The organism is Variovorax sp. CAN15 (assembly GCF_030462475.1).
Lineage (GTDB): Bacteria > Pseudomonadota > Gammaproteobacteria > Burkholderiales > Burkholderiaceae_C > Variovorax.
Window position 1 is genome coordinate 1 of record NZ_JASMRZ010000007.1, and the last position, 19441, is coordinate 19441.

A 19441-nucleotide genomic window follows, 5' to 3' on the forward strand; every position below is an offset into this window, starting at 1 on the left:
CACAGATGGTCACAGATGGTTGACCACCGCCAGGTCGTGACTGATGAGCAGGTAGCTGATGCCGAACTGCTGCTGCAGGTCCTGCATCAGGTTGAGCACCTGGGCCTGCACCGAGACGTCGAGCGCGCTCACGGGCTCGTCGGCCACGATGAGCTTGGGGCGCGTGATGAGCGCGCGCGCGATGGCGATGCGCTGGCGCTGGCCGCCCGAGAACTCGTGCGGGTACTTGTCCATGTCGGTGGTGCGCAGGCCGACGGCGGCGAGCGTTTCGGCGGCGCGTTCGCGCTGTTCGCTTTTCGTGGTGGCAGCCAGGGCTTCGAGCGGTTCGGCGACGATGCGCGCCACTGTCTGGCGTGGGTCGAGCGAGCCGTACGGGTCCTGGAACACCATCTGGAAGTCGCGGCGTGCGACGCGCAGCTCTTCCTTCGAGAGCGCGTGCAGGTTGCGGCCTTCGAGCGAGACGGTGCCGGAGGTCGGCGTATCGAGCGCCATCACGAGCCGGGCGATGGTCGACTTGCCCGAGCCCGATTCGCCGACGATGCCCACGCTCTGGCCGGCCTGCACTTCGAAGCTCACGCCGTTGAGCGCCTTCACGGTGGGCGGCGGGCCGAAGAGCTTCTCGCGAGGCAGCGCGTAGTGGCGATAGAGGTTGTTGACGGCCAGCAGGGGCTGGCGGGCGGTGGCAGCGGGCTGGCTCATGCGGTGGCGGTCCTGGCGGTGGATGCGGCGATCTCTCCGAGCCGCAGGCAGCGCACCACGTGGTTGTTGGGCAGCAGCGTCTCGCGCGGCCGCGTGCTCTGGCACAGGTCGATGGTATGGGCGCAGCGGCCGGCGAAGGCGCAGCCGCGCGGCATGTCGACCAGCTCGGGCACGCTGCCCTGGATGGTCGGCAGCCGGCCCGCGCGCACCGCGCCGATGGCCGGGCGCGCCGCGAAAAGGCCGCGCGTGTAAGGATGCGCGCGGCCGGCGAAGACCGTGTCGGTCGGGCCGCTTTCCACCGCGCTGCCGCCGTACATCACGAGCATGCGCTTGACGCTGTTGGAGATCACCCCGAGGTCGTGCGAGATCAGGATCAGCGCCATGCCCATTTCCTTGACCAGGCTCTGGATCAGGTCGAGCACCTGCTTCTGGATGGTCACGTCGAGCGCGGTCGTCGGCTCGTCGGCGATCAGCAGGTCGGGCCCGCAGGCGAGCGCCATCGCGATGCCGATGCGCTGGCGCTGGCCGCCGGAGAACTGGTGCGGGTAGGCGTCGAGGCGCGACGCCGCATCGGGAATGCCCACGCGGTCGAGCAGGTTCAGAGCTTCCTTGCGGGCCTGCTCCTTGGTCAGGCCGCGATGCAGCCGCAGCGGCTCGCCGACCTGGCGTGCGATGGTGTGCACCGGGTTCAGGGCCGTCATCGGCTCCTGGAAGATCATGCCGATGCGGTTGCCGCGGATCTCGCACATCTTCTTTTCGGGCAGGCCGACGAGCTCCTGCCCGTCGAGCTTGATGCTGCCCGAAACCTTGGCGGTGGAGGGCAGCAGGCCCATGAGCGACATCACGGTGATCGACTTGCCGCAGCCCGACTCGCCGACGATGCCCAGCGTTTCGCCGCGCTCCAGCGAGAAGGAGATGCCGCGCACGGCCTGCGCCGGCCCGCGTTGGGTCTGCAGGCCGATCTGGAGGTTGTTGACTTCGAGGAGAGGCATATCGCTTAGCGGGCGCGTGCGAGGCGCGGATCGAGCAGATCGCGCAGGCCGTCGCCGAGCATGTTCAGGCCGAGCACCGCGAGCGCGATGGCCATGCCGGGGAAGACGGCCAGCAGCGGCTGCTGGAACATGAGGGTCTGCGCTTCGCTCAGCATGCGGCCCCACGAGGGTTGCGGCGGCTGCGTGCCAAGGCCCAGGTAGGAGAGGGCGGCTTCGGCAAGGATGGCGATGGCGAAGCGGATGGTGATCTGCACGATCAGCACGGCCGAGATGTTCGGCAGCACGTGCTGCATGGTGATGGCGAAGCTGCCCTTGCCGCAGGCGCGTGCGGCGGCGACGTACTCGCGCGACCAGATCGCGTTGGCCGAGGCCCGCGTGATGCGTGCGAAGGTAGGTATGTTGTAGATGCCGATGGCCACGATCGCATTCACGATGCCTGCGCCGAACACTGCCGTCATCATGATGGCCGACAGGATCGCGGGAAATGCCAGCGTGAAGTCGGACAGCCGCATCACGGCTTCCTCGACCCAGCCGCGCTTGGCGGCGGCGAGCAGGCCGAGCGCGGTGCCGACCACGAGGCCGATGCCGACCGCGATCACGCCGACCAGGATGGATGCGCGCGCGCCGACGAGCAGCAGCGAGACCACGTCACGGCCGAACGCATCGGTGCCCAGCCAGTGCGAGCCGGAGGGCGCCTGCAGCTTGTTCGCCATGTCCATTCCGTAGGGCGAGTAAGGCGTCCACACATAAGAGAGCAGCGCCGCCAGTACCAGCAGCGCGGCAAGCACGCCGCCGATGCAGAAGCTGCGATGGCGAAGCGCGCGGTGCCAGAAGCCGGGGGCCTTCAGCGCCACGCCGGTAGCGGCCGGCAGCGTGCCGGAGGTCGGGTTGATGGCACTCATATGTCGCTGGCCTTGATGCGCGGGTCGATGACGGCATAGAGCACGTCGACCACGAAGTTCACGATGACCACCATGGCCGCCAGCAGCATCACGCAGTTGCGCACCACGAYCAGGTCGCGGTTGCTGATGGCCTGGAAGATCAGCCGGCCCAGGCCGGGAAGATAGAACACGTTCTCCACCACGATGGTGCCGGCCARSAGTTCCGAGAACTGCATGCCCATGACCGTGATGACGGGAATCATCGCGTTGCGCAGCACGTGCGTCCAAAGCACCATGCGCTGCGACACGCCCTTGGCGCGGGCYGTGCGAACGAAGTCTTCGCGCATCACTTCCAGCACTGCCGAGCGCGTRATGCGCGCGAGGATCGCCGCCTGCACCACCGCCAGCGACAACGCAGGCAGCAGCAGCGAYTTGATGCCGGCAAAGATGCCTTCGCCCCAWCCYTCGAAGCCGCCGGCTGAGAACCACTGCAGCTGCACCGAGAACACCAGGATCAGCAGGATGGCGAACCAGAAGTTSGGAATGGCGATGCCGACCTGGGCCATGCCCATSAGGCCGACGTCGCCGAGCTTGTTGTGGCGGGCCGCSGCGGTCACGCCCACYAGCAGCGCGATCACGACGGTSAGYGCCATGGCCATCACGGCCAGGGGCACMGTCARKGCAAGGCGCTCGAGGATSARGTCGAGCACCGGCGAGCTGTAGGCGTAGCTGTCGCCGAGGTTGCCGGTGAGCAGGCCGCCGATCCAGTGCCAGTAGCGCGTCCAGGCGGGCTGGTCGAGGCCGAGCTTGGTGGCGAGTGCYGCCACGGCCTCGGGCGAGGCGTCGGGGCCCATGAGCATCTGCGCGGCGTTGCCGGGCAGGATCTCGAGCACGAGGAAGACGATGACCGAGGCGCCGATCAGGGTGCCGATCAGCGTGGCGAGGCGCTTGACTAGGAACAGACTCATGGGGCGGGGCGCAGCATAACTGACTCCCGCAACAAATGTGCCGCGAATGTGGCCTTTGTCATTCACCGGCTGCCGGCCCGGCCCGAGCCGCGATAATCGAGGCCATGGCCCTCATGATCACCGACGAATGCATCAATTGCGATGTCTGCGAGCCCGAGTGCCCGAACGATGCGATCTACATGGGCGAGGCCTTCTACGAGATCGATCCGCACAAGTGCACCGAGTGCGTGGGCCATTTCGATGAGCCGCAGTGCGTGCAGATCTGCCCTGTGGCCTGCATTCCCGTGAACCCCGAGCATGTGGAAAGCCGCGAGACGCTGATGCAGAAGTACCAGCGTCTCACGGCGATCAAGGTGACTGCTGCTGCAGCAGCAGCTTCATCCGGCGCCTAATCGGCCGACTTCCGCTTCTTTTTCTTGCGTTCCGGTGCGTCGGCGCCCCGGCCGCTGCTGAAGCTCATGCTCGATTTGCGGGGTGCATTGGCTTCCTTGCGAGCACGGTCGCGCTCCCTTTGCTCGGCCATGGCGAGCCGCCTCTCCGCCAGGGCCGCGCTTCTTGCCTCCCGCGCGGCGCGCTGCTCCCGGTCGTACGCGGCCTTTTCCAGCGAAAGGCGGTTGCGCTCCATGCGGTCGGCCTGGGTTTGGGCGCTGCGGATGCCGGCGTCGGCGGCCCGACGGTCCTCGTCGCTGCGGCGATCGTCCACCTTGACCGTTTTGCCGCCTTCGCAGGGCTGGTCTGAGTAGGCGTTGCCGCAGCGCCAGGTGTTCGCCCCTTGGGCGGCAGCACCTGCGGAACAGACGCCGATTGCTATTGAAAAGATAGCGGCCGCGGTTTTCGAAACCGTCTTTCCGTCCTTCTCTTTCTTCTCGCTCATTTTTATTTCTCTCCCTCCCTGCACTTCAATGGCCGGCTAGGTGGCGGCAGGCGTGCCCCCTTCGCCGGGCTCCCTCCGCGGCGGTTTGGGCCGGGGTGGTTTGCTCGTGTGAATGACCAGGGTCGCCTTTTCCATCTCGCCCGCGACCAGCGCGGGAATCGCGTGCAGCGTGCGGGTGATGGCGTCCTCGATCGCTTCGCGCTGTTCCTTGAGCGGCTTCTTGAGCACCCAGTTGACGACCTCCGACTTCACGCCGGGGTGCCCGATGCCCAGGCGCAGCCGCCAGTAGTCGCCGGTGCCCAGTTGCGCGTGGATGTCGCGCAGCCCGTTGTGGCCTGCATGGCTGCCGCCGAACTTGAGCTTGACCTGTCCCGGGACCACGTCGAGCTCGTCGTGCACCACGAGGATCTCTTCGGGCGCGATCTTGAAGAAGCGCGCGAGGGCGGCCACCGACTTGCCCGACAGGTTCATGAAGGTCTGCGGCTCCAGCAGCCAGATGCTCTGGCCGCCGATGCTTGTGCGTGCGGCGAGGCCGTGGTAGCTGCGCTCGGGCACGAGATTGAGCTTCCATTCGCGCGCGAGGGCGTCGATCCACCAGAAACCGGCGTTGTGCCGCGTGGCTTCGTACTCGGGGCCCGGGTTTCCGAGGCCGACAAACAGCTTGATCATGGTCGTGGATTATCCGGTCGCCGGAAAAGCAGAAGGCCCGCACGAGGCGGGCCTTCGACAAGCAACAAATGCGAAAGAAGCGAATTACTTCTTGGCAGGTGCCTTGGCGGCGGGCGTCTTGGCCGCGGCCTTGCCACCCTTGCCGGCCGGAGCGGCTGCTGCTGCGTCCGCAGCTGCTGCGCCTTCGGCGGGCGCTTCTTCTTCGGCAGCCGGCGTCACGGCCGAAGCCAGCACCGGGTTGGCCTTGCCGTGGCTGACCCACTTCACGCCGCGGGGCAGCTTGATGTCCTTCAGCGTGACGGTGCCGTTCTTCTTCAGGCCCGACAGGTCGACTTCGATGAATTCGGGCAGGTCGGTCGGCAGGCAGTTCACTTCCAGTTCGGTCGTGATGTGGTTGACCAGGTTGTGGTCGAGCTTGACGGCGTCGGACTCTTCCTCGCCCTTGAAGTGCACGGGCACCTTCAGGGTCATGCGGGTCTTGGCGTCCACGCGCTGGAAGTCGATGTGCTGCACCAGCTGGCGGAAGGGGTGGTATTGCACGTCGCGCAGCAGAACCTTGCTGACGTTGCCGCCCAGTTCCATCTCGAGGACGCTGGAGTGGAAGGCTTCCTTCTTCAGGGCGTGCCACAGCGCGTTGTGATCGATTTCGATCAGTTGCGGCTGGGTGTCGCCACCGTAGACGATGCCGGGGGTCTTGCCCGAGATGCGGAGACGGCGGCTCGCACCCGTGCCCTGCTTTGCGCGCTCAAAAGCGACGAATTTCATAACTAGCTCCTGTAAGAGTCCACCGCGACCAGTGCGACTCCGGTTCAAAAAGGCCGCCCGTAAAGGAGGCCCGCTTCATGCCCCGGTCAGAACAGGTTGTCCTGATCCGAGAACAAACTCATCACCGACTCGCCCTTGGCAATGCGCTGGATCGTTTCTGCGATCAGCGGTGCCACGGAGAGCTGGCGGATCTTTCCGCAGGCTTTGGCGCCGTCGGAAAGGGGAATGGTGTTGGTCACGACCACTTCGTCGAGGGCCGAGCCTTGGGTGATGCGCTCGATCGCCGGCCCCGAGAAGATCGGGTGCGTGCAGTAGGCGTAAACGCTCTTGGCGCCGCGCTCCTTGAGTACTTCGGCCGCTTTGACCAGCGTGCCGGCGGTGTCGATCATGTCGTCCATGATCACGCAGTTGCGGCCGTCGATCTCGCCGATCACGTTCATGACTTCGCTGACGTTGGCCTTCGGGCGGCGCTTGTCGATGATGGCGAGGTCGCAATTCAGCTGCTTGGCCAGTGCGCGGGCTCGAACCACGCCGCCGACGTCCGGCGAAACCACGATCAGGTCTTCGTAGTTCTTGGCGCGCAGGTCGCCCAGCAGCACCGGCGAGGCGTAGATGTTGTCGACGGGGATGTCGAAGAAGCCCTGGATCTGGTCGGCGTGCAGGTCCATCGTGAGCACGCGCTCGACGCCGACGGTTTCCAGCAGGTTGGCCACGACCTTGGCCGAGATCGGCACGCGGCTCGAGCGCGGGCGGCGGTCCTGGCGGGCATAGCCGAAGTAGGGGATCACGGCGCTGATACGTTCGGCCGAAGCGCGCTTGAGCGCGTCGACCATGATCAGCAGTTCCATCAGGTTTTCGTTCGTCGGTGCGCAGGTCGACTGCACCACGAACACGTCGCGTGCGCGGACGTTCTGGTTGATTTCGACGGTGACTTCGCCGTCGGAGAAGCGGCCGACGCGGGCAGCGCCCAGCGAGGTGCCGAGGTTGTGCGCGATTTCTGCGGCAAGGCCCGGATTGGCGTTGCCGGTGAAAACCATGAAATCAGGGTGATTAGCCTGCATGAGCGCGTCCCGGCAGTGCAAGTGGGCTTAGGAAGCCGCCAAAAGGTTCGTAGGCGTGGCGGCCGGTGAGCCGCCGATTATTGCAGCGGGTGGGCTGCAAATGAAGACTGCGGCCCTCGGGCCGCAGTCGTGAAGATTTGGCAGGGGAGAAAGGATTCGAACCTTTGCATGCTGGAATCAAAATCCAGTGCCTTAACCAGCTTGGCGACTCCCCTACACGGGTCGACGGCTTTCGCCATCAACCGATATATGTCGCATCGAACCGAATGAACGATCCGATCATCTTCAGGTTGCCCATCCGCAGAGTGGATGGGCTTCCAGGTTGCTGCATTGACGAACCTGCCAGCCTTCGGGGGCTTCGAGCAGTTCCGCTTCCTGCGGCGATTGCGGCAGCTTTGCGAACACCGAGCTTCCGGAGCCGGTCATCCGGGCCTTCAATCCTTGGGCGCCGAGCCATTCGATGGCGTCGGTGACCACGGGACAAAGTCGCTGGGCAACCGGCTGCAGGTCGTTGTGGCCGAAGTCGAAAACCCGGTTTCCCAAGTTTGTCGCTTCCGACGATTCGCTGTCTGCAGCAAAGCCTGAGATTATAGCAACAGGCGTGGCACGTTGAAGGTCTGAGTCCGAAAAAATTAATCGGGTATCGAGTCCCTCGGGTGGTTTGACCACCGCGAAGCGCGCCGACGGAAGTGTAACCGGTGTGATTTCCTCCCCGATGCCTTCCACCCACGCGTTGTGCCCGCCGAGGAAGAAGGGCACGTCGGCACCCAGCTTCAGGCCGATGTGGGCCAGCCGCGACAGCGGCAGGTTCAGCCCCCACAGGCGGTTGAGAGCGAGCAGGCAGGTGGCGGCATCCGACGAGCCTCCGCCCATGCCTGCCTGCGCCGGAACATGCTTGGCGACGCCGATGTGCGCACCCTGGCCGGGCGCCGCGAACGGCTGCAGGGCGCGCGCGGCGCGCAGGATCAGGTCGTCCGCGGGCAGCTCCGTCGTCAGGTCCTCGCGGCTGAGCTGGCCGTCGCGCCGCAGTTCGACGTGCAGCGTGTCGCACCAGTCGATCAGCATGAACACCGACTGCAGCAGGTGATAGCCGTCGTCGCGCCGGCCGGTGATGTGGAGAAAGAGATTGAGCTTGGCCGGCGCAGGGAGGTCGTAGATCGCCTTCATGACCGCTCGAACACGATGCGCAGGTCGGCGCGCGGGCTCGGCGACTCACGCACCGCCTGCAACCGCCCGCTGCCGAGTTGCGCGAGATCGGGCTTCCAGCCGGGCACGGGCTCGTTGCGGCCCGCGAGCCAGCCGAAGAGGGCGCCGACCGGAATGGCCGCGCCAGTAGCGGCCTCGATCAGCTCATCCACGGAGTCGAAGCGCCGAGTCTTGCTGCCGTCCTTCAGCAGCGCCTCGCCCGGTGCCCAGTGCAGTTGCGCGAGCGTGCTGCCGATGGGCGTCGTGAGCGTCAGGTCGCCCGCCTCGGCCGAGCCGCGCAACTCGAACAGCGCCGCGAAGGTCTGCACCGGCTCGCTTTCGATGCGCAGCGACATGCGGCCGCTCCAGTTGTCCGTGCTCTTCGGCGTAGAGGAGCCGCCGGACAATTGCGCGCAGCCGGTAACCAGTATGGCCGCTGCCCCGCCCGCCGCCAGAAAAGCGCGACGGCCGCCCTGCATCGGCGCGAATGCCCCTGCCTGCGCCATGTCAGGGCTTCACTCGCAGGCGCTTGAGCGTTTCCTGCAGCGTCTCGTTCTCGGCGTCGCTCAGCAGGGCTTCCTTCCAGATCGTGACCGCGCGGTCCTTCTGGCCGGAGGTCCACAGGACTTCGCCGAAGTGCGCTCCGATCTCGGGATCGGGCCGCGTCTTGTAGGCCGCCTCGAGGATGCGGATGGCTTCCGCGGTGTTGCCGAGCCGGAATTCGACCCAGCCCAGGCTGTCGGCGATGAACGGATCTTCCGGCGCCAACTGCACCGCCTTCTGGATCAGCGTGCGCGCCTCCTCGAGCCTGATCTTGCGATCGGCCAGCGAGTAGCCCAGCGCGTTGTATGCGTTCTGGTTCTCGGGCTTGAGTTCGATGAGCCGGCGCAGCAGGCGCTCCATGTCATCGAGGCGGTTGAGCTTTTCCGCGACCATGGCCTGGTCGTAGACCAGATCGCCGTCGTCCGGCGACGCAGCCGAAGCCTGGGCGAGCATGTCGTAGGCCGCCTGGTACTGCTTGGCGTCGCGCAGCAGCTGCACTTCGGCGAGGAATTTCTGCTTCTTGTCCTCGGCCGTGCGCTCGGGCAGGCTGCGAATGACTTCGCGTGCCTGCGGCAGCTTGCCCTGGCGGGCCAGCAGGCTCGCGCGGCGGGTCTGTGCGGCCACCAGTTCGTCGGCGCCGTCGACGCGCGAGAGCCAGCGCTCGGCCGCCGCATAGTCCTTGCGCCTCTCCGCCAGCTGCGACAGCGCGAAGTACGCCTGCGACACACCGCGTTTGCGGTCGGCGGCATCGTCGGCATCCTTGCTGTTGCCGCCGCCTTTCGGGCTACCCGACAGTTCGATGAAGCGCTTGATCGAAGTTTCGGCCGCGGCGTCCTGCCGGGCCTGCATCTGCAGGCTGCCCAGCAGCAGCCACGGCTCCGCGAGTCCGGGGCGCGTGGTGGTCAGCGTCTGCAGCTGGGCGGAGGCATCGCTGTAGCGACGGTTTTCGACCAGCACGCGCGCATAGGCGACGCGCAGGTCTGGCGAGGCCTTCGGGTTGTTGTTGAGAAAGCGCATGACGATCGGCTCGGCGAGCGGCTGGCCAGGGTCGATCATTTCGAGGGCCAGCGCGGCGGGGGCCTCGGAGGTCGGGTCGATCTCCTGGCCCTTGCGTGCGGCCTCCAGTGCACCGGAAGCATCGCCCGCGTTCAGGCGCAGCCGGCCGACGGTGGCCCAGGCCAGCCCGCCCGTTGCAGGGTTCTTGAGTTCGTCGGCCAGCGCTTGCTCGACCACCGAGGCAGCCAGCTTCTTGTCCGATGCGCGCGAGTAGTTGCGCACGATCACGGCCATGAGCAGCGGTCGCTCGATCTGCGAGGTGGCCGCAACTTCGGCGCGCAGCGGCTCGACGGTTTCGCTGATGCGGTTCAGCGCGATCAGGATCTGCAGTTCGATGCGGCGTGCGTCGCGCGAATTCGGCAAGGTTTCCTGCCAGGCGCGTGCCGCGGCGAGCGCCGCGTCGCCGGAGCGCGACTGCAGCGCGATCTCGACTGCGCGCTGGAACAGCTTGCCGTCGCGCAGCCGGCGCGCGGCGTCGAGCACGAGCGCATAGCCGGAGCCGGGGTCGCCGGAGCGGGCGGTCATCTCGCCCATCAGGATCTCGTAGAACAGGTCGGCCGTCAGCGCGGATTGCAGCGGCGCGGGTTCGGCGGCTTCCTTGGCCGCAGTCGGCCGGGGCCTGGCTGCGGGCTTCGATTGCGCCGGCCGTTCGATGGCGGGAGTGGGGCTGATGGGAGCTGCCGGATCGGAAGTTTGCGCGTGGGTGGCGCAGGCCAGCAAGGCGAGAGACGCGGCCGCCGCAAGGCGGTGTCGGCGGGGCGAAAAGTTCATGCAACCATAATAATCCAGCCTTTTGTACGAGCATCGCGTGGGGCTTCGCCGCCGCGGGCGTTTGCCGAAGATTTACTTTCCATGCCCGAGCTACCCGAAGTCGAAGTCACCCGCCGCGGATTCGCCGAGCGGATCGCGGGAGGCCGCATCGAGGCGGTGCGCATCGGCAAGCCGCTGCGATGGGCGCTGATGGTGCTGCCCGAGGCGCTGGTCGGCCGGCAGGTGCGCGAGGTGCGCAGGCGCGGCAAGTACCTGCTGATCGATCTCGATCGCGGCATCCTGCTGCTGCACCTGGGCATGTCGGGCAGCCTGCGCTTCGATGCCGCGCTGCCGCCGCCTGGCCCGCACGATCACTTCGATCTTGTTACCGACCGAGGCACGCTCAGGCTCAACGACCCGCGCCGTTTCGGCGCAGTTGTTTACGTGGAAGACGAATCCGCCCCATGGGCCATCAAGCTGCTGGGCGGCCTGGGCATGGAGCCGCTGGATGAAGGCTTCGACCTCGACGCCTTCCACGCCGGCCTGAAGAAGCGCAAGACGGCCGTCAAGCAGGTGCTGCTGGCGGGCGACGTGGTGGTGGGTGTGGGCAACATCTATGCGTCGGAGGCGCTGTTCCAGGCGGGCATCCGGCCGACGTTGTCGGCCGCGCGCATCAGCCGCCCGCGTGCGGCCAAACTGCACGCGGCGGTGCGCGAGATACTGGCGCGGGCGGTGGAGAAGGGCGGCAGCACGCTGCGCGACTTCTCCAACATCGACGGCCAGAACGGCTACTTCCAGCTCGAGGCGACCGTCTACGGCCGGGCGGGCGAGCCCTGTCGGGTTTGTGCAACGCCGATCCGGCTGCTGCGGCAAGGACAGCGTTCCACCTATTACTGCCCCCAATGCCAGAAGTAGGCGCGGGCTCGCCTGCCGGGGCGGGAAAATAGAAACAATCAGGAAACGTCAGCGGCACGCATGCCGATGTATATTTGTAAATTGTTTCTTACATATTCCCCTTGAGCCGCTCCTTCAACCAACAACTCGATCAGCACGGTGCGTGGCGGAGCAATTTCGCCCACCGGCTGCAGTGGCTGTCCCGCTGGCTGACCGAGAACGAGCTGCTCGACCAGGCGGTGGCGGAGCGCCTGCGCGGGCTCGAGACGCAGATCCGCACCAGCAAGGTCATGGTTGCCTTCGTGGCCGAGTTCTCGCGCGGCAAGTCGGAGCTGATCAACGCCATCTTCTTCGCCGGCTACGGGCGGCGCATCATGCCCGCGAGCGCCGGCCGCACCACGATGTGCCCGACCGAGCTGGGCTATGACGCCGCGATCGCGCCCAAGCTGCGGCTGCTGCCCATCGAGACCCGGCTGGAGCCCCATTCGCTGGCCCACTGGCGCGACAAGCCCACGCGCTGGACCGAGATCGCCATCGACGTCGGCAACGCCGAGCACCTGGCGCAGGCCATGGGCAAGGTGGCCGAGGTGCGCTGGGTCAGCAAGGACGAAGCCCGCACGCTGGGCTTCTGGAACGACGAAACGCCCGACGACAACCCGGTGCAGGACGCCGAAGGCCGCGTCGAGATTCCGCGCTGGCGCCATGCCGTGCTGAACATGCCCCATCCGCTGCTGGAGCAGGGACTGGTGATTCTCGACACTCCGGGCCTGAACGCCATCGGCGCCGAACCCGAACTCACGGTGAGCCTGATTCCGCAGGCGCACGCTGTGGTCTTCATCCTGGGCGCGGAGACCGGCGTAACGCGCTCCGATCTTTCCATCTGGCGCGAACACCTGATCACCGAGGACGAGGGCAACGACACGCGCTTCGTGGTGCTCAACAAGATCGACACCATGTGGGACACGCTCAGCACGCCCGCGCAGATCGAGCTGCAGATCGAGCGTCAGCGCGAAGGCGCGGCCCGTCTGCTCGAAGTGCCGCTGGCGCAGGTGCTGCCGGTGTCCGCGCAGAAGGGGCTGCAGGCCAAGATCCAGCACGACGGCCAACTGCTGCAGGCCAGCCGCCTGCCGGCGCTCGAATCGCTGCTGGCCGAAGGCGTGCTGGGCAAGCGCGAAACCATGCTGCGGCTCGCGGTCGATGCGGGCATGACCGCGCTGCGCGCCGAGGCCGAGCGCATCCTGAAGGTGCGCCAGCGCGACCTCGCCGAGCAGGCGCTCGAACTGCAGGGCCTGCGCGGCAAGAACGTCTCGGTGATCCGCCACATGCGCGCGCGCATCGATCAGGAGCATGCCGAGTTCGAAGGCAGCAACACGCGCATCCTGGCGCTGCGCTCGGTGCAGGGCAAGCTGCTGCGCGAGGTGTATGCCGTGCTCGGGCGCACCGCGCTGAAGGCCGACATGGTGAAGCTGTCGGCCGCGCTCAAGCGCCCCGGCGTCAAGTTCAACGTGCGCAAGGTGTACGCCGAGACTTTCGACTCGCTGCGCAACAACCTGCGCGAAGTGCAGGCGACCACGGCCGAGATCCAGTCGATGCTGCACGCCACCTTCCGCCAGCTCAACGCCGAGCAGGGCTTCACTCTGCAGGCGCCGGCCGAGCCCGACCTCACGGGCTTCGAGCAGGAGCTGGCGCAGATCGAGCGCAGCCACATCCACTACCTGGGCGTGGGCAACCTGCTCAAGCTCGCGCAGGCCGACTTCTGCGACAAGCTGGTGCGCGCGCTCGCCAGCCGGCTGCGGCTGGTGAACGAGGCCGCCATGACCGAGGTCGAGCGCTGGAGCAAGGGCGCAAGCGCGCAGATCGATGCGCAGCTCAAGGAGCGCCGCCGCAACTTCAGCAAGCGCATCGAGGCGATCGAGCGCATCCAGAGCGCGGCGGGCAACCTCGACGAGCGGCTGGTCGAACTGGCCGCGCAGGAGAGCAACCTCACCGAGCTCCATGTGCAGCTGCGCGAGTTCACTTCGCTGATCGCGCAGCACGGAAAGCCGCAGCCCGCGGCCACCATCGGCGAACTGCGTGCGGCCTGAAAAAACCGCCTCCACGGCGGCGACCGCGACCCAGCCATTGCCCCCGGATTTCGCAGCGCAGATCGTGAGCTGGCAGCGCAGCCACGGGCGCGGCCAGCTGCCGTGGCAGAACACGCGCGACCCGTATCGCGTGTGGCTGTCGGAGGTGATGCTGCAGCAGACGCAGGTGTCGACGGTGCTCGGCTATTTCGCGCGCTTTCTCGAACGCTTTCCCGACGTGAAGGCTCTCGCCGCCGGCACCGAGGACGAGGTGTTCGGCCTGTGGAGCGGGCTGGGCTACTACAGCCGGGCGCGCAACATGCATCGCTGCGCGCAGGAGGTCGTCGCGCGTTTCGGCGGCGAGTTTCCGCGCACTGCGACCGAGCTCGTCACGCTGCCGGGCATCGGCCGATCGACCTCGGCGGCCATCGCGGCCTTCTGCTTCGGCGAGCGCGTGGCGATCCTCGACGGCAATGTCAAGCGCGTGCTGACGCGCGTGCTCGGCTTCGCGGGCGACATGTCTTCGGCGGCGCAGGAGCGCGCGCTGTGGGATCTGGCGACGCACCTGCTCCCTCCTGCGAGCGACAAGGAAGCCATCGCGTCCTACACGCAGGGCGTGATGGACATGGGTGCCACGGTGTGCCTGCCGCGCAAGCCTAGCTGCATGATCTGCCCGGTTCAGAAGAGCTGCGCGGCCCTGCGCGAAGGCGCGCCGGAGCGCTACCCGGTCAAGACGCGCAAGCTCAAGCGCAGCGCGCAGTCGCTGTGGGTGCTGCTGGCGCGCGATGCCCAGGGCCGAGCGTGGCTAGAGAAGCGGCCGGCGAAGGGAATCTGGGGCGGTCTTTACTGCCTGCCGGTGTTCGAGAGCCGTGAAGAGCTTCTTGCTGCCCTGCCTTTAGCCGCGCGGCGCGGTGCTCACGACCTGCCGGCCTTCGTGCACGTGCTGACCCACAAGGACTTGCATCTGCATCCGGTGCAGATCGATGATGGCCAGCCGCAAGGCGAGGGCGCGCGCTGGTTCGCAGCAAAGGAGTGGAGCCGGCTGGGCCTGCCGGCCCCGATGCGCAAGCTGCTGGAGGGCGGCGAGGCCTAACCCCGCCAGCCGATCAGTTCGCGTCGAGCTCGCGGTGCCGCTTCAGGGCGCCCCAGCGAGCGCCGAACGAGCGCGCCAGTTGCTCGACCAGGAACACCGAGCGGTGCTGCCCGCCCGTGCATCCGATGGCCACCGTCACGTAGCTGCGGTGGTCGCGCGCCAGCGCGTCGAGCCAGTGCGTCAGGAACTGCTCGATGTCGTCGTACATGCGCGCCACGTCGTCGTGCTCGCGCAGCCATTCGATCACAGGCTCGTCGCGGCCCGTGAGCGGGCGCAGCGCGGGCACGTAGTGCGGGTTGGGCAGCATGCGCACGTCGAACACGTAGTCGGCATCCAGCGGCACGCCGCGCTTGAAGGCGAAGGATTCGAACACCAGCGTCAGCGCGCTCTGGGGTGCCGAGATCAGAGATTTGATATAGCTCTGCAGCTGCGCCGGGCGGATCAGGCTGGTGTCGATCACGTCGGCGCCGTCGCGCAGATCGGCCAGCAGCTCGCGCTCGAGTTCGATCGCCTGAGCCAGCACACGGTGCTGCTCGGGCACGTCGGTGCGGCTTTCCTGGCGTGAAAGCGGGTGGCGGCGGCGGGTTTCCGAATAGCGGCGCAGCAGCGCGTCGGTGGTCGCGTCGAGGAAGAGCGAGCGAAGCGAAATGCCGCCATCGCGGCGCAGCGCGTCGAGCTGCTGCGGAACGGTGGGCAGCGAGACGCCACTGCGCACGTCCATGGCAATCGCCACGCGCGTGGCCTGCTGCTCGTGCTGCAGCGCGATGAACGAGGTCAGCAGCTCGGGCGGCAGGTTGTCGACGCAGTAGTAGCCAGCGTCTTCCAGCGCATGCAGGGCCACCGACTTGCCGGAGCCCGACATGCCCGTGATGAGCACGAGGTCGAGCGTCATTGCGCCGTCGCCGAGGTCTTGTGGCCGAGCATCTCGCGCGCGTGGGCGAGCGAGGTCTGCGAGACTTTTTCGCCGCCCAGCATGCGGGCGATTTCCCTGGCGCGGTTGTCGTCGTCCAGGCGCGACACGCCGCTTTCGGTGCGCGGGCCGTCGCTGCCGGTTGCAGCCGTCTGGCGCTTGGCCACCACCAGGTGGTGGTCGGCGCAGGCCGCCACCTGCGGCAGGTGGGTCACGGCGAGCACCTGGCGGTCGCGGCCGAGCTGCTTCATCAGGCGGCCGACGGTCTCGGCGACCGCGCCGCCCACGCCGGAATCGACCTCGTCGAAGATCAGCGTCTGCGCCGCACCGAGCTCGCTGGTGGTGACCGCGATGGCCAGCGCGATGCGCGAGAGTTCGCCGCCCGAAGCCACCTTGCCGATGGCCCGCGGCGTGCTGCCGGTGTGGCCGGCCACGAGGAAGGCCACGTCTTCGAGGCCAGCGCGGCTGGGTTGAGCCAGCGGCTGAAGCTCGACCTCGAAGCGCCCGCCCTGCATGCCCAGGCCCTGCATTGCGTCGGTAACGGCCTGCGAGAGTCGGGGCGCCGCCTGCTTGCGGATCTTGCCGAGCGCCTTGGCTTCCTTCATGTAGGCCTGCTGCGCGGCTTGCTCGGCGCGCTCCAGGCCTTCGAGATCGCTTTGCGCGTCGAGCGCCTGCAGCTCGGCCTGCCAGCCGGCCAGCAGCGCCGGCAGCTCGGCCGGCGGGCGCTTGTAGCGGCGCGCCAGCGACATCCAAAGGCCCATGCGCTCGTCGAGCTCCGCAAGGCTTTGAGGGTCGGTTTCGGCATCGCGCAGGTAGCCATGCAACGTGTGGGCCGCGTCGGAGGCCTGGGCCACGCAGGAGGCGAGCACTTCGCCAAGCGAACGGAACTCGGGCTCGATGTGCTCGCAGTTCTGCAGCAGCGTGGCCGCGCGCTGGAGCGCGGAAAGGGCGCCGTTGTCATCGTCCTCCAGCGCCTGGCTGGCGCCCTGGGCCGCGTCGATCAGCGCCTGTGCATTGGAGATGCGCGAGTGGTTGGTCGACAGCTCTTCCCATTCGTCGGCGCCCGGCGCGAGCTTGGCGACTTCGGAAATTTGCCACTGCAGCCGTTCGCGTTCGCGCTGCAGCGAGTCTTGAGCGGAGCGGGCGTGTTCGAGTGTGGATAGCGCCTGCCGCCAGGTCTGCCAGGCGGCGTCGAGCGCATCGGTACGCGCGCCCGCGTAGGCGTCGAGCAGGCCGCGCACCGCTTCGGGCCGCGTCAGGCTCTGCCAGGCGTGCTGGCCGTGGATGTCGAGCAGTCGGTCGCCGAGCTCGCGCAGCTGGGTGGCGGTGGCGGGGCTGCCGTTGATCCAGCCGCGGCTGCGGCCCTGCAGATCGACGGTGCGGCGCAGCAGCAGCGCGTCGCCGGGTTCGAAGCCGCCTTCGTCCAGCCAACTGTCCAGCGCCGGGTCGGCATCGAATTCGGCGCTCACGTCGAGGCGCTCGGCGCCTTCGCGCACCGCGCCGGCATCGGACCTGTTGCCCAGCGCGAGTTGCAGCGCGTCGATCAGGATGGATTTGCCCGCGCCTGTTTCGCCGGTCAGCACCGTGAAGCCGCCGGACAGGTCGAGTTCTAGTGATCGCACGATCACGAAGTCGCGCAGTGCGATGCGTCGCAATGCCATCTCAGTTGTTCCTCCAGGGTCCGTGCAGGGGGCGTTGTGCGAAGTCGTAGGGTTCGAGGCGCGAAACACCGCGGAACCGGCTTTGCCGGGCTGCCGGTGTTGCCCCCTGCAAGGGGGTTGGCGAAGCGACACGAAGTGCGCGCAGCCTGGGGGCGAGCTTCATTCAGGAGCCCCCTTCGTTCCAGTGAAGTTTCTTGCGCAGCGTGTCGAAGTAGCTCCAGCCGCGCGGATGCAGGAAGCGCACGCGGAAGTCGGAGCGGCGCACCACCACGCGGTCGCCGATAGCCAGCGAGGCGAGCGACTGCATGTCGAAATTGGCGCTGGCATCGCGCCCGCCCACCAGCTCGATGACGATCTCGTCGGCATCGGGCAGCAGGACCGGGCGGTTCGACAGCGTGTGCGGCGCGATCGGCACCAGCACCCACCCCGGCACCGCCGGGTGCAGCAGCGGGCCGCCGGCCGACAGCGCGTAGGCGGTTGAGCCCGTGGGCGTTGCGATGATCAGTCCGTCGGCGCGCTGGTTGGCCACGAAATGCCGGCCCACCGAGACGCGAAGCTCGACCATGCCCGATGTGGCGCCGCGGTTGACGACCACGTCGTTCATGGCGAAGGCGTCGAACACCGAGGCACCGTCGCGCACGACCCTGGCCTGCATCAGGCTGCGGTGGTCTTCCTCGTACTCGCCGGCCAGCATCGGAATCAGCGTGGCCTGATAGTTGTCGAGCGGAATGTCGGTGATGAAGCCGAGCCGGCCGCGGTTGATGCCGATCAGCGGAATGCCATAGCTGGCGAGCTGACGGCCGATGCCGAGCATGGTGCCGTCGCCGCCGACCACCAGTCCGAGGTCGCAGCGCTGGCCGATTTCCTCGACGCTCAGGGCTTCGTAGCGTGGATGGGCGGGGAGGGTGTCATCGGTGTCATCGGCTTCTTCGCATGTCGGGCGCTCGACGTAGACCGTGCAGCCTTGCGATTCGAGAAAGGCACCGATGTCTTCCATGACGCTGTCGCGCGCATCCGCCTGCGCCCGGGCGCCGGAAGCCTGGTATTTGCCGATCAGGGCGACGTGACGAAAGCGTGAGGTCATATCTCACAAATTACAACACTAAAATCTTGCAATGCTGGACGACCGTGCCAAGTTGCTGCTCAAGACGCTCGTCGAGCGCTACATCGCCGATGGGCAACCCGTCGGATCGCGTACGCTGTCGCGTTCTTCGGGGCTCGATCTGTCGCCGGCAACCATCCGCAACGTCATGTCCGACCTCGAGGCGCTGGGGCTGATCGCCAGTCCGCACACTTCGGCCGGCCGCATTCCGACGCACCGCGGATACCGCCTCTTCGTCGACACCATGCTGACCGCGCAGCGCGAGCAGATGACCGCGCCGAGCCTCGCGCCCGACCAGCCGCAGAAGGTGATCGCCAATGCGGCGCACCTGCTGTCGAACATGTCGCAGTTCGTGGGCGTGGTGATGGCGCCGCGGCGCGCTTCGGTCTTCAAGCAGATCGAGTTCCTGCGGCTGTCGGAGCGGCGCCTGCTGGTGATCATCGTCTCGCCCGACGGCGACGTGCAGAACAGGGTGATTTTTCCGGAGGCCGACTACTCGCAGTCGCAACTGGTCGAGGCATCGAACTACATCAACGCGAACTATGCGGGGCTCACCATCGAGCAGGTGCGCGACAGGCTGCAGTCCGAGATCGAGAAGCTGCGCGGCGAGATCGCCACGTTGATGCAGGCGGCGGTGCAGGTCAGCTCGGAAGTGCTGACCGAGGCGCAGGAAGATGACGTCGTCATTTCCGGCGAGCGCAACCTGTTGGCGGTGAGCGATTTCTCCAGCGACATGGGGCAGTTGCGCCGTGCCTTCGAGCTCTTCGAGCAGAAGGCCCAGCTAATGCGTCTGCTCGACGTGTCGAGCAAGGCAGAGGGCGTGCGCATCTTCATCGGTGGCGAGAGCAAGGTTGTGCCGTTCGAGGAGCTTTCCATCGTCAGTGCCAACTACGAGGTCGACGGGGAAGTCGTGGGCACGCTTGGTGTGATCGGACCGACGCGCATGCCCTACGAGCGGATGATCCAGATCGTCGACATCACGTCGCGTCTCGTGAGCAATGCGCTGAGTCATCGCAAGTAGGCTCGTCGGCGCGCATAGAATCGTTCCACGTGGGCCGTTAGCTCAGTTGGTTAGAGCAGCGGACTCATAATCCGTTGGTCGATGGTTCAAGCCCATCACGGCCTACCAACAATAAGACTTCAGAGTCAATGAAGGGTTTGCTACTGAAAATGTAGCAAACCCTTTTCTATTGTGACTATTTTTCTTTGATGCAAGGGTCGATGTAAGAAGATTTCGGGGTCCGGCTTTCGTGATGAGTTGCAGGACGTGATGGC

18 protein-coding genes, 2 tRNA genes and 1 pseudogene are annotated in these 19441 nt (G+C 66.9%); 6 read left to right on the top strand and 15 right to left on the bottom strand.

Annotated elements, in window-relative coordinates; genetic code table 11:
• Positions 1–12 precede the first annotated feature (12 nt).
• From QMO14_RS07685 to QMO14_RS07700, 4 genes and pseudogenes are all read right to left on the bottom strand, one after another.
• Positions 13–699: pseudogene (locus QMO14_RS07685) on the bottom strand (ATP-binding cassette domain-containing protein); the annotation flags it as partial.
• Positions 696–1691, bottom strand: coding sequence for an ABC transporter ATP-binding protein (locus QMO14_RS07690; protein WP_301505779.1), 996 nt, complete (start codon positions 1689–1691; stop codon positions 696–698). The pseudogene QMO14_RS07685 and the gene QMO14_RS07690, both read right to left, overlap by 4 nt.
• A gap of 5 nt (positions 1692–1696) precedes the next feature.
• Complete coding sequence (locus QMO14_RS07695) at positions 1697–2593, bottom strand: ABC transporter permease (RefSeq protein ID WP_301505780.1); 897 nt, start codon at positions 2591–2593, stop codon at positions 1697–1699.
• Entirely contained in the window at positions 2590–3540 is a 951-nt protein-coding gene (locus tag QMO14_RS07700; RefSeq protein WP_301505781.1) for an ABC transporter permease, read from the bottom strand. Before QMO14_RS07700 ends, QMO14_RS07695 begins: the two co-directional genes overlap by 4 nt.
• A 104-nt stretch (positions 3541–3644) precedes the next feature.
• Here QMO14_RS07700 and QMO14_RS07705 point away from each other — a divergent pair, with 104 nt between their 5' ends.
• On the top strand, positions 3645–3932 hold the full coding sequence (locus QMO14_RS07705) for a YfhL family 4Fe-4S dicluster ferredoxin (protein WP_176663271.1): 288 nt from the start codon (positions 3645–3647) through the stop codon (positions 3930–3932).
• Here the strand turns inward: QMO14_RS07705 and QMO14_RS07710 are convergent.
• The 8 genes from QMO14_RS07710 to QMO14_RS07745 all read right to left on the bottom strand — a co-directional run bounded on the left by QMO14_RS07710 (position 3929) and on the right by QMO14_RS07745 (position 10464).
• On the bottom strand, positions 3929–4414 hold the full coding sequence (locus QMO14_RS07710; RefSeq protein ID WP_301505782.1) for a hypothetical protein: 486 nt from the start codon (positions 4412–4414) through the stop codon (positions 3929–3931). The two genes, QMO14_RS07705 and QMO14_RS07710, sit on opposite strands and share 4 nt — an antisense overlap.
• 36 nt (positions 4415–4450) lie before the next feature.
• Positions 4451–5083, bottom strand: a complete 633-nt coding sequence (gene pth / locus QMO14_RS07715) for an aminoacyl-tRNA hydrolase (protein ID WP_184640656.1) — start codon at positions 5081–5083, stop codon at positions 4451–4453.
• 84 nt (positions 5084–5167) lie between these two features.
• Positions 5168–5848, bottom strand: a complete 681-nt coding sequence (locus tag QMO14_RS07720; protein WP_301505783.1) for a 50S ribosomal protein L25/general stress protein Ctc — start codon at positions 5846–5848, stop codon at positions 5168–5170.
• An 86-nt stretch (positions 5849–5934) separates the two neighbouring features.
• Positions 5935–6909, bottom strand: a complete 975-nt coding sequence (locus QMO14_RS07725) for a ribose-phosphate pyrophosphokinase (protein ID WP_301505784.1) — start codon at positions 6907–6909, stop codon at positions 5935–5937.
• A 138-nt stretch (positions 6910–7047) separates the two neighbouring features.
• Positions 7048–7124: transfer RNA gene (locus QMO14_RS07730), tRNA-Gln, on the bottom strand.
• Positions 7125–7194: 70 nt separating this feature from the next.
• Positions 7195–8076, bottom strand: a complete 882-nt coding sequence (ispE, locus tag QMO14_RS07735) for a 4-(cytidine 5'-diphospho)-2-C-methyl-D-erythritol kinase (protein ID WP_301505785.1) — start codon at positions 8074–8076, stop codon at positions 7195–7197.
• Positions 8073–8450 carry a lipoprotein insertase outer membrane protein LolB gene (locus QMO14_RS07740; RefSeq protein WP_301505786.1) on the bottom strand — a complete coding sequence of 126 codons (378 nt, stop codon included), beginning with the start codon at positions 8448–8450 and terminating at the stop codon, positions 8073–8075. Before QMO14_RS07740 ends, ispE begins: the two co-directional genes overlap by 4 nt.
• A gap of 151 nt (positions 8451–8601) precedes the next feature.
• Positions 8602–10464: a tetratricopeptide repeat protein gene (locus QMO14_RS07745; RefSeq protein WP_301505787.1), complete on the bottom strand. Its 1863-nt coding sequence runs from the start codon at positions 10462–10464 to the stop codon at positions 8602–8604.
• 81 nt (positions 10465–10545) lie between these two features.
• Between QMO14_RS07745 and mutM the strand changes: the two genes are divergently transcribed.
• The 3 genes from mutM (at position 10546) to mutY (ending at position 14493) form a co-directional block, all read left to right on the top strand.
• Complete coding sequence (mutM, locus tag QMO14_RS07750; RefSeq protein ID WP_301505788.1) at positions 10546–11358, top strand: bifunctional DNA-formamidopyrimidine glycosylase/DNA-(apurinic or apyrimidinic site) lyase; 813 nt, start codon at positions 10546–10548, stop codon at positions 11356–11358.
• A gap of 101 nt (positions 11359–11459) precedes the next feature.
• Positions 11460–13421 (top strand): dynamin family protein, encoded by a 1962-nt coding sequence (locus QMO14_RS07755; protein ID WP_301505789.1) that lies wholly within the window; start codon positions 11460–11462, stop codon positions 13419–13421.
• A 37-nt stretch (positions 13422–13458) separates the two neighbouring features.
• Positions 13459–14493: an A/G-specific adenine glycosylase gene (mutY, locus tag QMO14_RS07760; RefSeq protein WP_301505790.1), complete on the top strand. Its 1035-nt coding sequence runs from the start codon at positions 13459–13461 to the stop codon at positions 14491–14493.
• Positions 14494–14506: 13 nt separating this feature from the next.
• Here mutY and rapZ read toward each other — a convergent pair whose 3' ends face one another.
• The 3 genes from rapZ to QMO14_RS07775 all read right to left on the bottom strand — a co-directional run bounded on the left by rapZ (position 14507) and on the right by QMO14_RS07775 (position 18148).
• Positions 14507–15385, bottom strand: a complete 879-nt coding sequence (gene rapZ, locus QMO14_RS07765; protein WP_301505791.1) for an RNase adapter RapZ — start codon at positions 15383–15385, stop codon at positions 14507–14509.
• Positions 15382–17064, bottom strand: coding sequence for a DNA repair protein RecN (recN, locus tag QMO14_RS07770; protein WP_301505792.1), 1683 nt, complete (start codon positions 17062–17064; stop codon positions 15382–15384). The genes rapZ and recN overlap by 4 nt, the downstream gene beginning before the upstream one ends.
• A 163-nt stretch (positions 17065–17227) precedes the next feature.
• Positions 17228–18148 (bottom strand): NAD kinase, encoded by a 921-nt coding sequence (locus QMO14_RS07775; protein ID WP_301505793.1) that lies wholly within the window; start codon positions 18146–18148, stop codon positions 17228–17230.
• A 31-nt stretch (positions 18149–18179) separates the two neighbouring features.
• Between QMO14_RS07775 and hrcA the strand changes: the two genes are divergently transcribed.
• A complete protein-coding gene (hrcA, locus tag QMO14_RS07780) occupies positions 18180–19187 on the top strand; it encodes a heat-inducible transcriptional repressor HrcA (protein ID WP_301505794.1) in 1008 nt (335 codons plus the stop codon).
• Positions 19188–19218: 31 nt separating this feature from the next.
• Positions 19219–19295 (top strand) — tRNA-Ile (locus QMO14_RS07785).
• Positions 19296–19441: the final 146 nt, after the last annotated feature.

What these genes read in the sequence shown, in the direction of transcription:
- QMO14_RS07725 (WP_301505784.1), bottom strand. Translation starts at nt 6,909, where the DNA reads ATGCAGGCTAATCACCCTGATTTCATGGTTTTCACCGGCAACGCCAAT.
- recN (WP_301505792.1), bottom strand. Translation starts at nt 17,064, where the DNA reads ATGGCATTGCGACGCATCGCACTGCGCGACTTCGTGATCGTGCGATCA.
- QMO14_RS07710 (WP_301505782.1), bottom strand. Translation starts at nt 4,414, where the DNA reads ATGAGCGAGAAGAAAGAGAAGGACGGAAAGACGGTTTCGAAAACCGCG.
- QMO14_RS07720 (WP_301505783.1), bottom strand. Translation starts at nt 5,848, where the DNA reads ATGAAATTCGTCGCTTTTGAGCGCGCAAAGCAGGGCACGGGTGCGAGC.
- hrcA (WP_301505794.1), top strand. Translation starts at nt 18,180, where the DNA reads ATGCTGGACGACCGTGCCAAGTTGCTGCTCAAGACGCTCGTCGAGCGC.
- rapZ (WP_301505791.1), bottom strand. Translation starts at nt 15,385, where the DNA reads ATGACGCTCGACCTCGTGCTCATCACGGGCATGTCGGGCTCCGGCAAG.
- QMO14_RS07740 (WP_301505786.1), bottom strand. Translation starts at nt 8,450, where the DNA reads ATGTCGCTGCGCATCGAAAGCGAGCCGGTGCAGACCTTCGCGGCGCTG.
- mutM (WP_301505788.1), top strand. Translation starts at nt 10,546, where the DNA reads ATGCCCGAGCTACCCGAAGTCGAAGTCACCCGCCGCGGATTCGCCGAG.
- QMO14_RS07690 (WP_301505779.1), bottom strand. Translation starts at nt 1,691, where the DNA reads ATGCCTCTCCTCGAAGTCAACAACCTCCAGATCGGCCTGCAGACCCAA.
- QMO14_RS07705 (WP_176663271.1), top strand. Translation starts at nt 3,645, where the DNA reads ATGGCCCTCATGATCACCGACGAATGCATCAATTGCGATGTCTGCGAG.
- QMO14_RS07695 (WP_301505780.1), bottom strand. Translation starts at nt 2,593, where the DNA reads ATGAGTGCCATCAACCCGACCTCCGGCACGCTGCCGGCCGCTACCGGC.
- QMO14_RS07775 (WP_301505793.1), bottom strand. Translation starts at nt 18,148, where the DNA reads ATGACCTCACGCTTTCGTCACGTCGCCCTGATCGGCAAATACCAGGCT.
- ispE (WP_301505785.1), bottom strand. Translation starts at nt 8,076, where the DNA reads ATGAAGGCGATCTACGACCTCCCTGCGCCGGCCAAGCTCAATCTCTTT.
- pth (WP_184640656.1), bottom strand. Translation starts at nt 5,083, where the DNA reads ATGATCAAGCTGTTTGTCGGCCTCGGAAACCCGGGCCCCGAGTACGAA.
- QMO14_RS07745 (WP_301505787.1), bottom strand. Translation starts at nt 10,464, where the DNA reads ATGAACTTTTCGCCCCGCCGACACCGCCTTGCGGCGGCCGCGTCTCTC.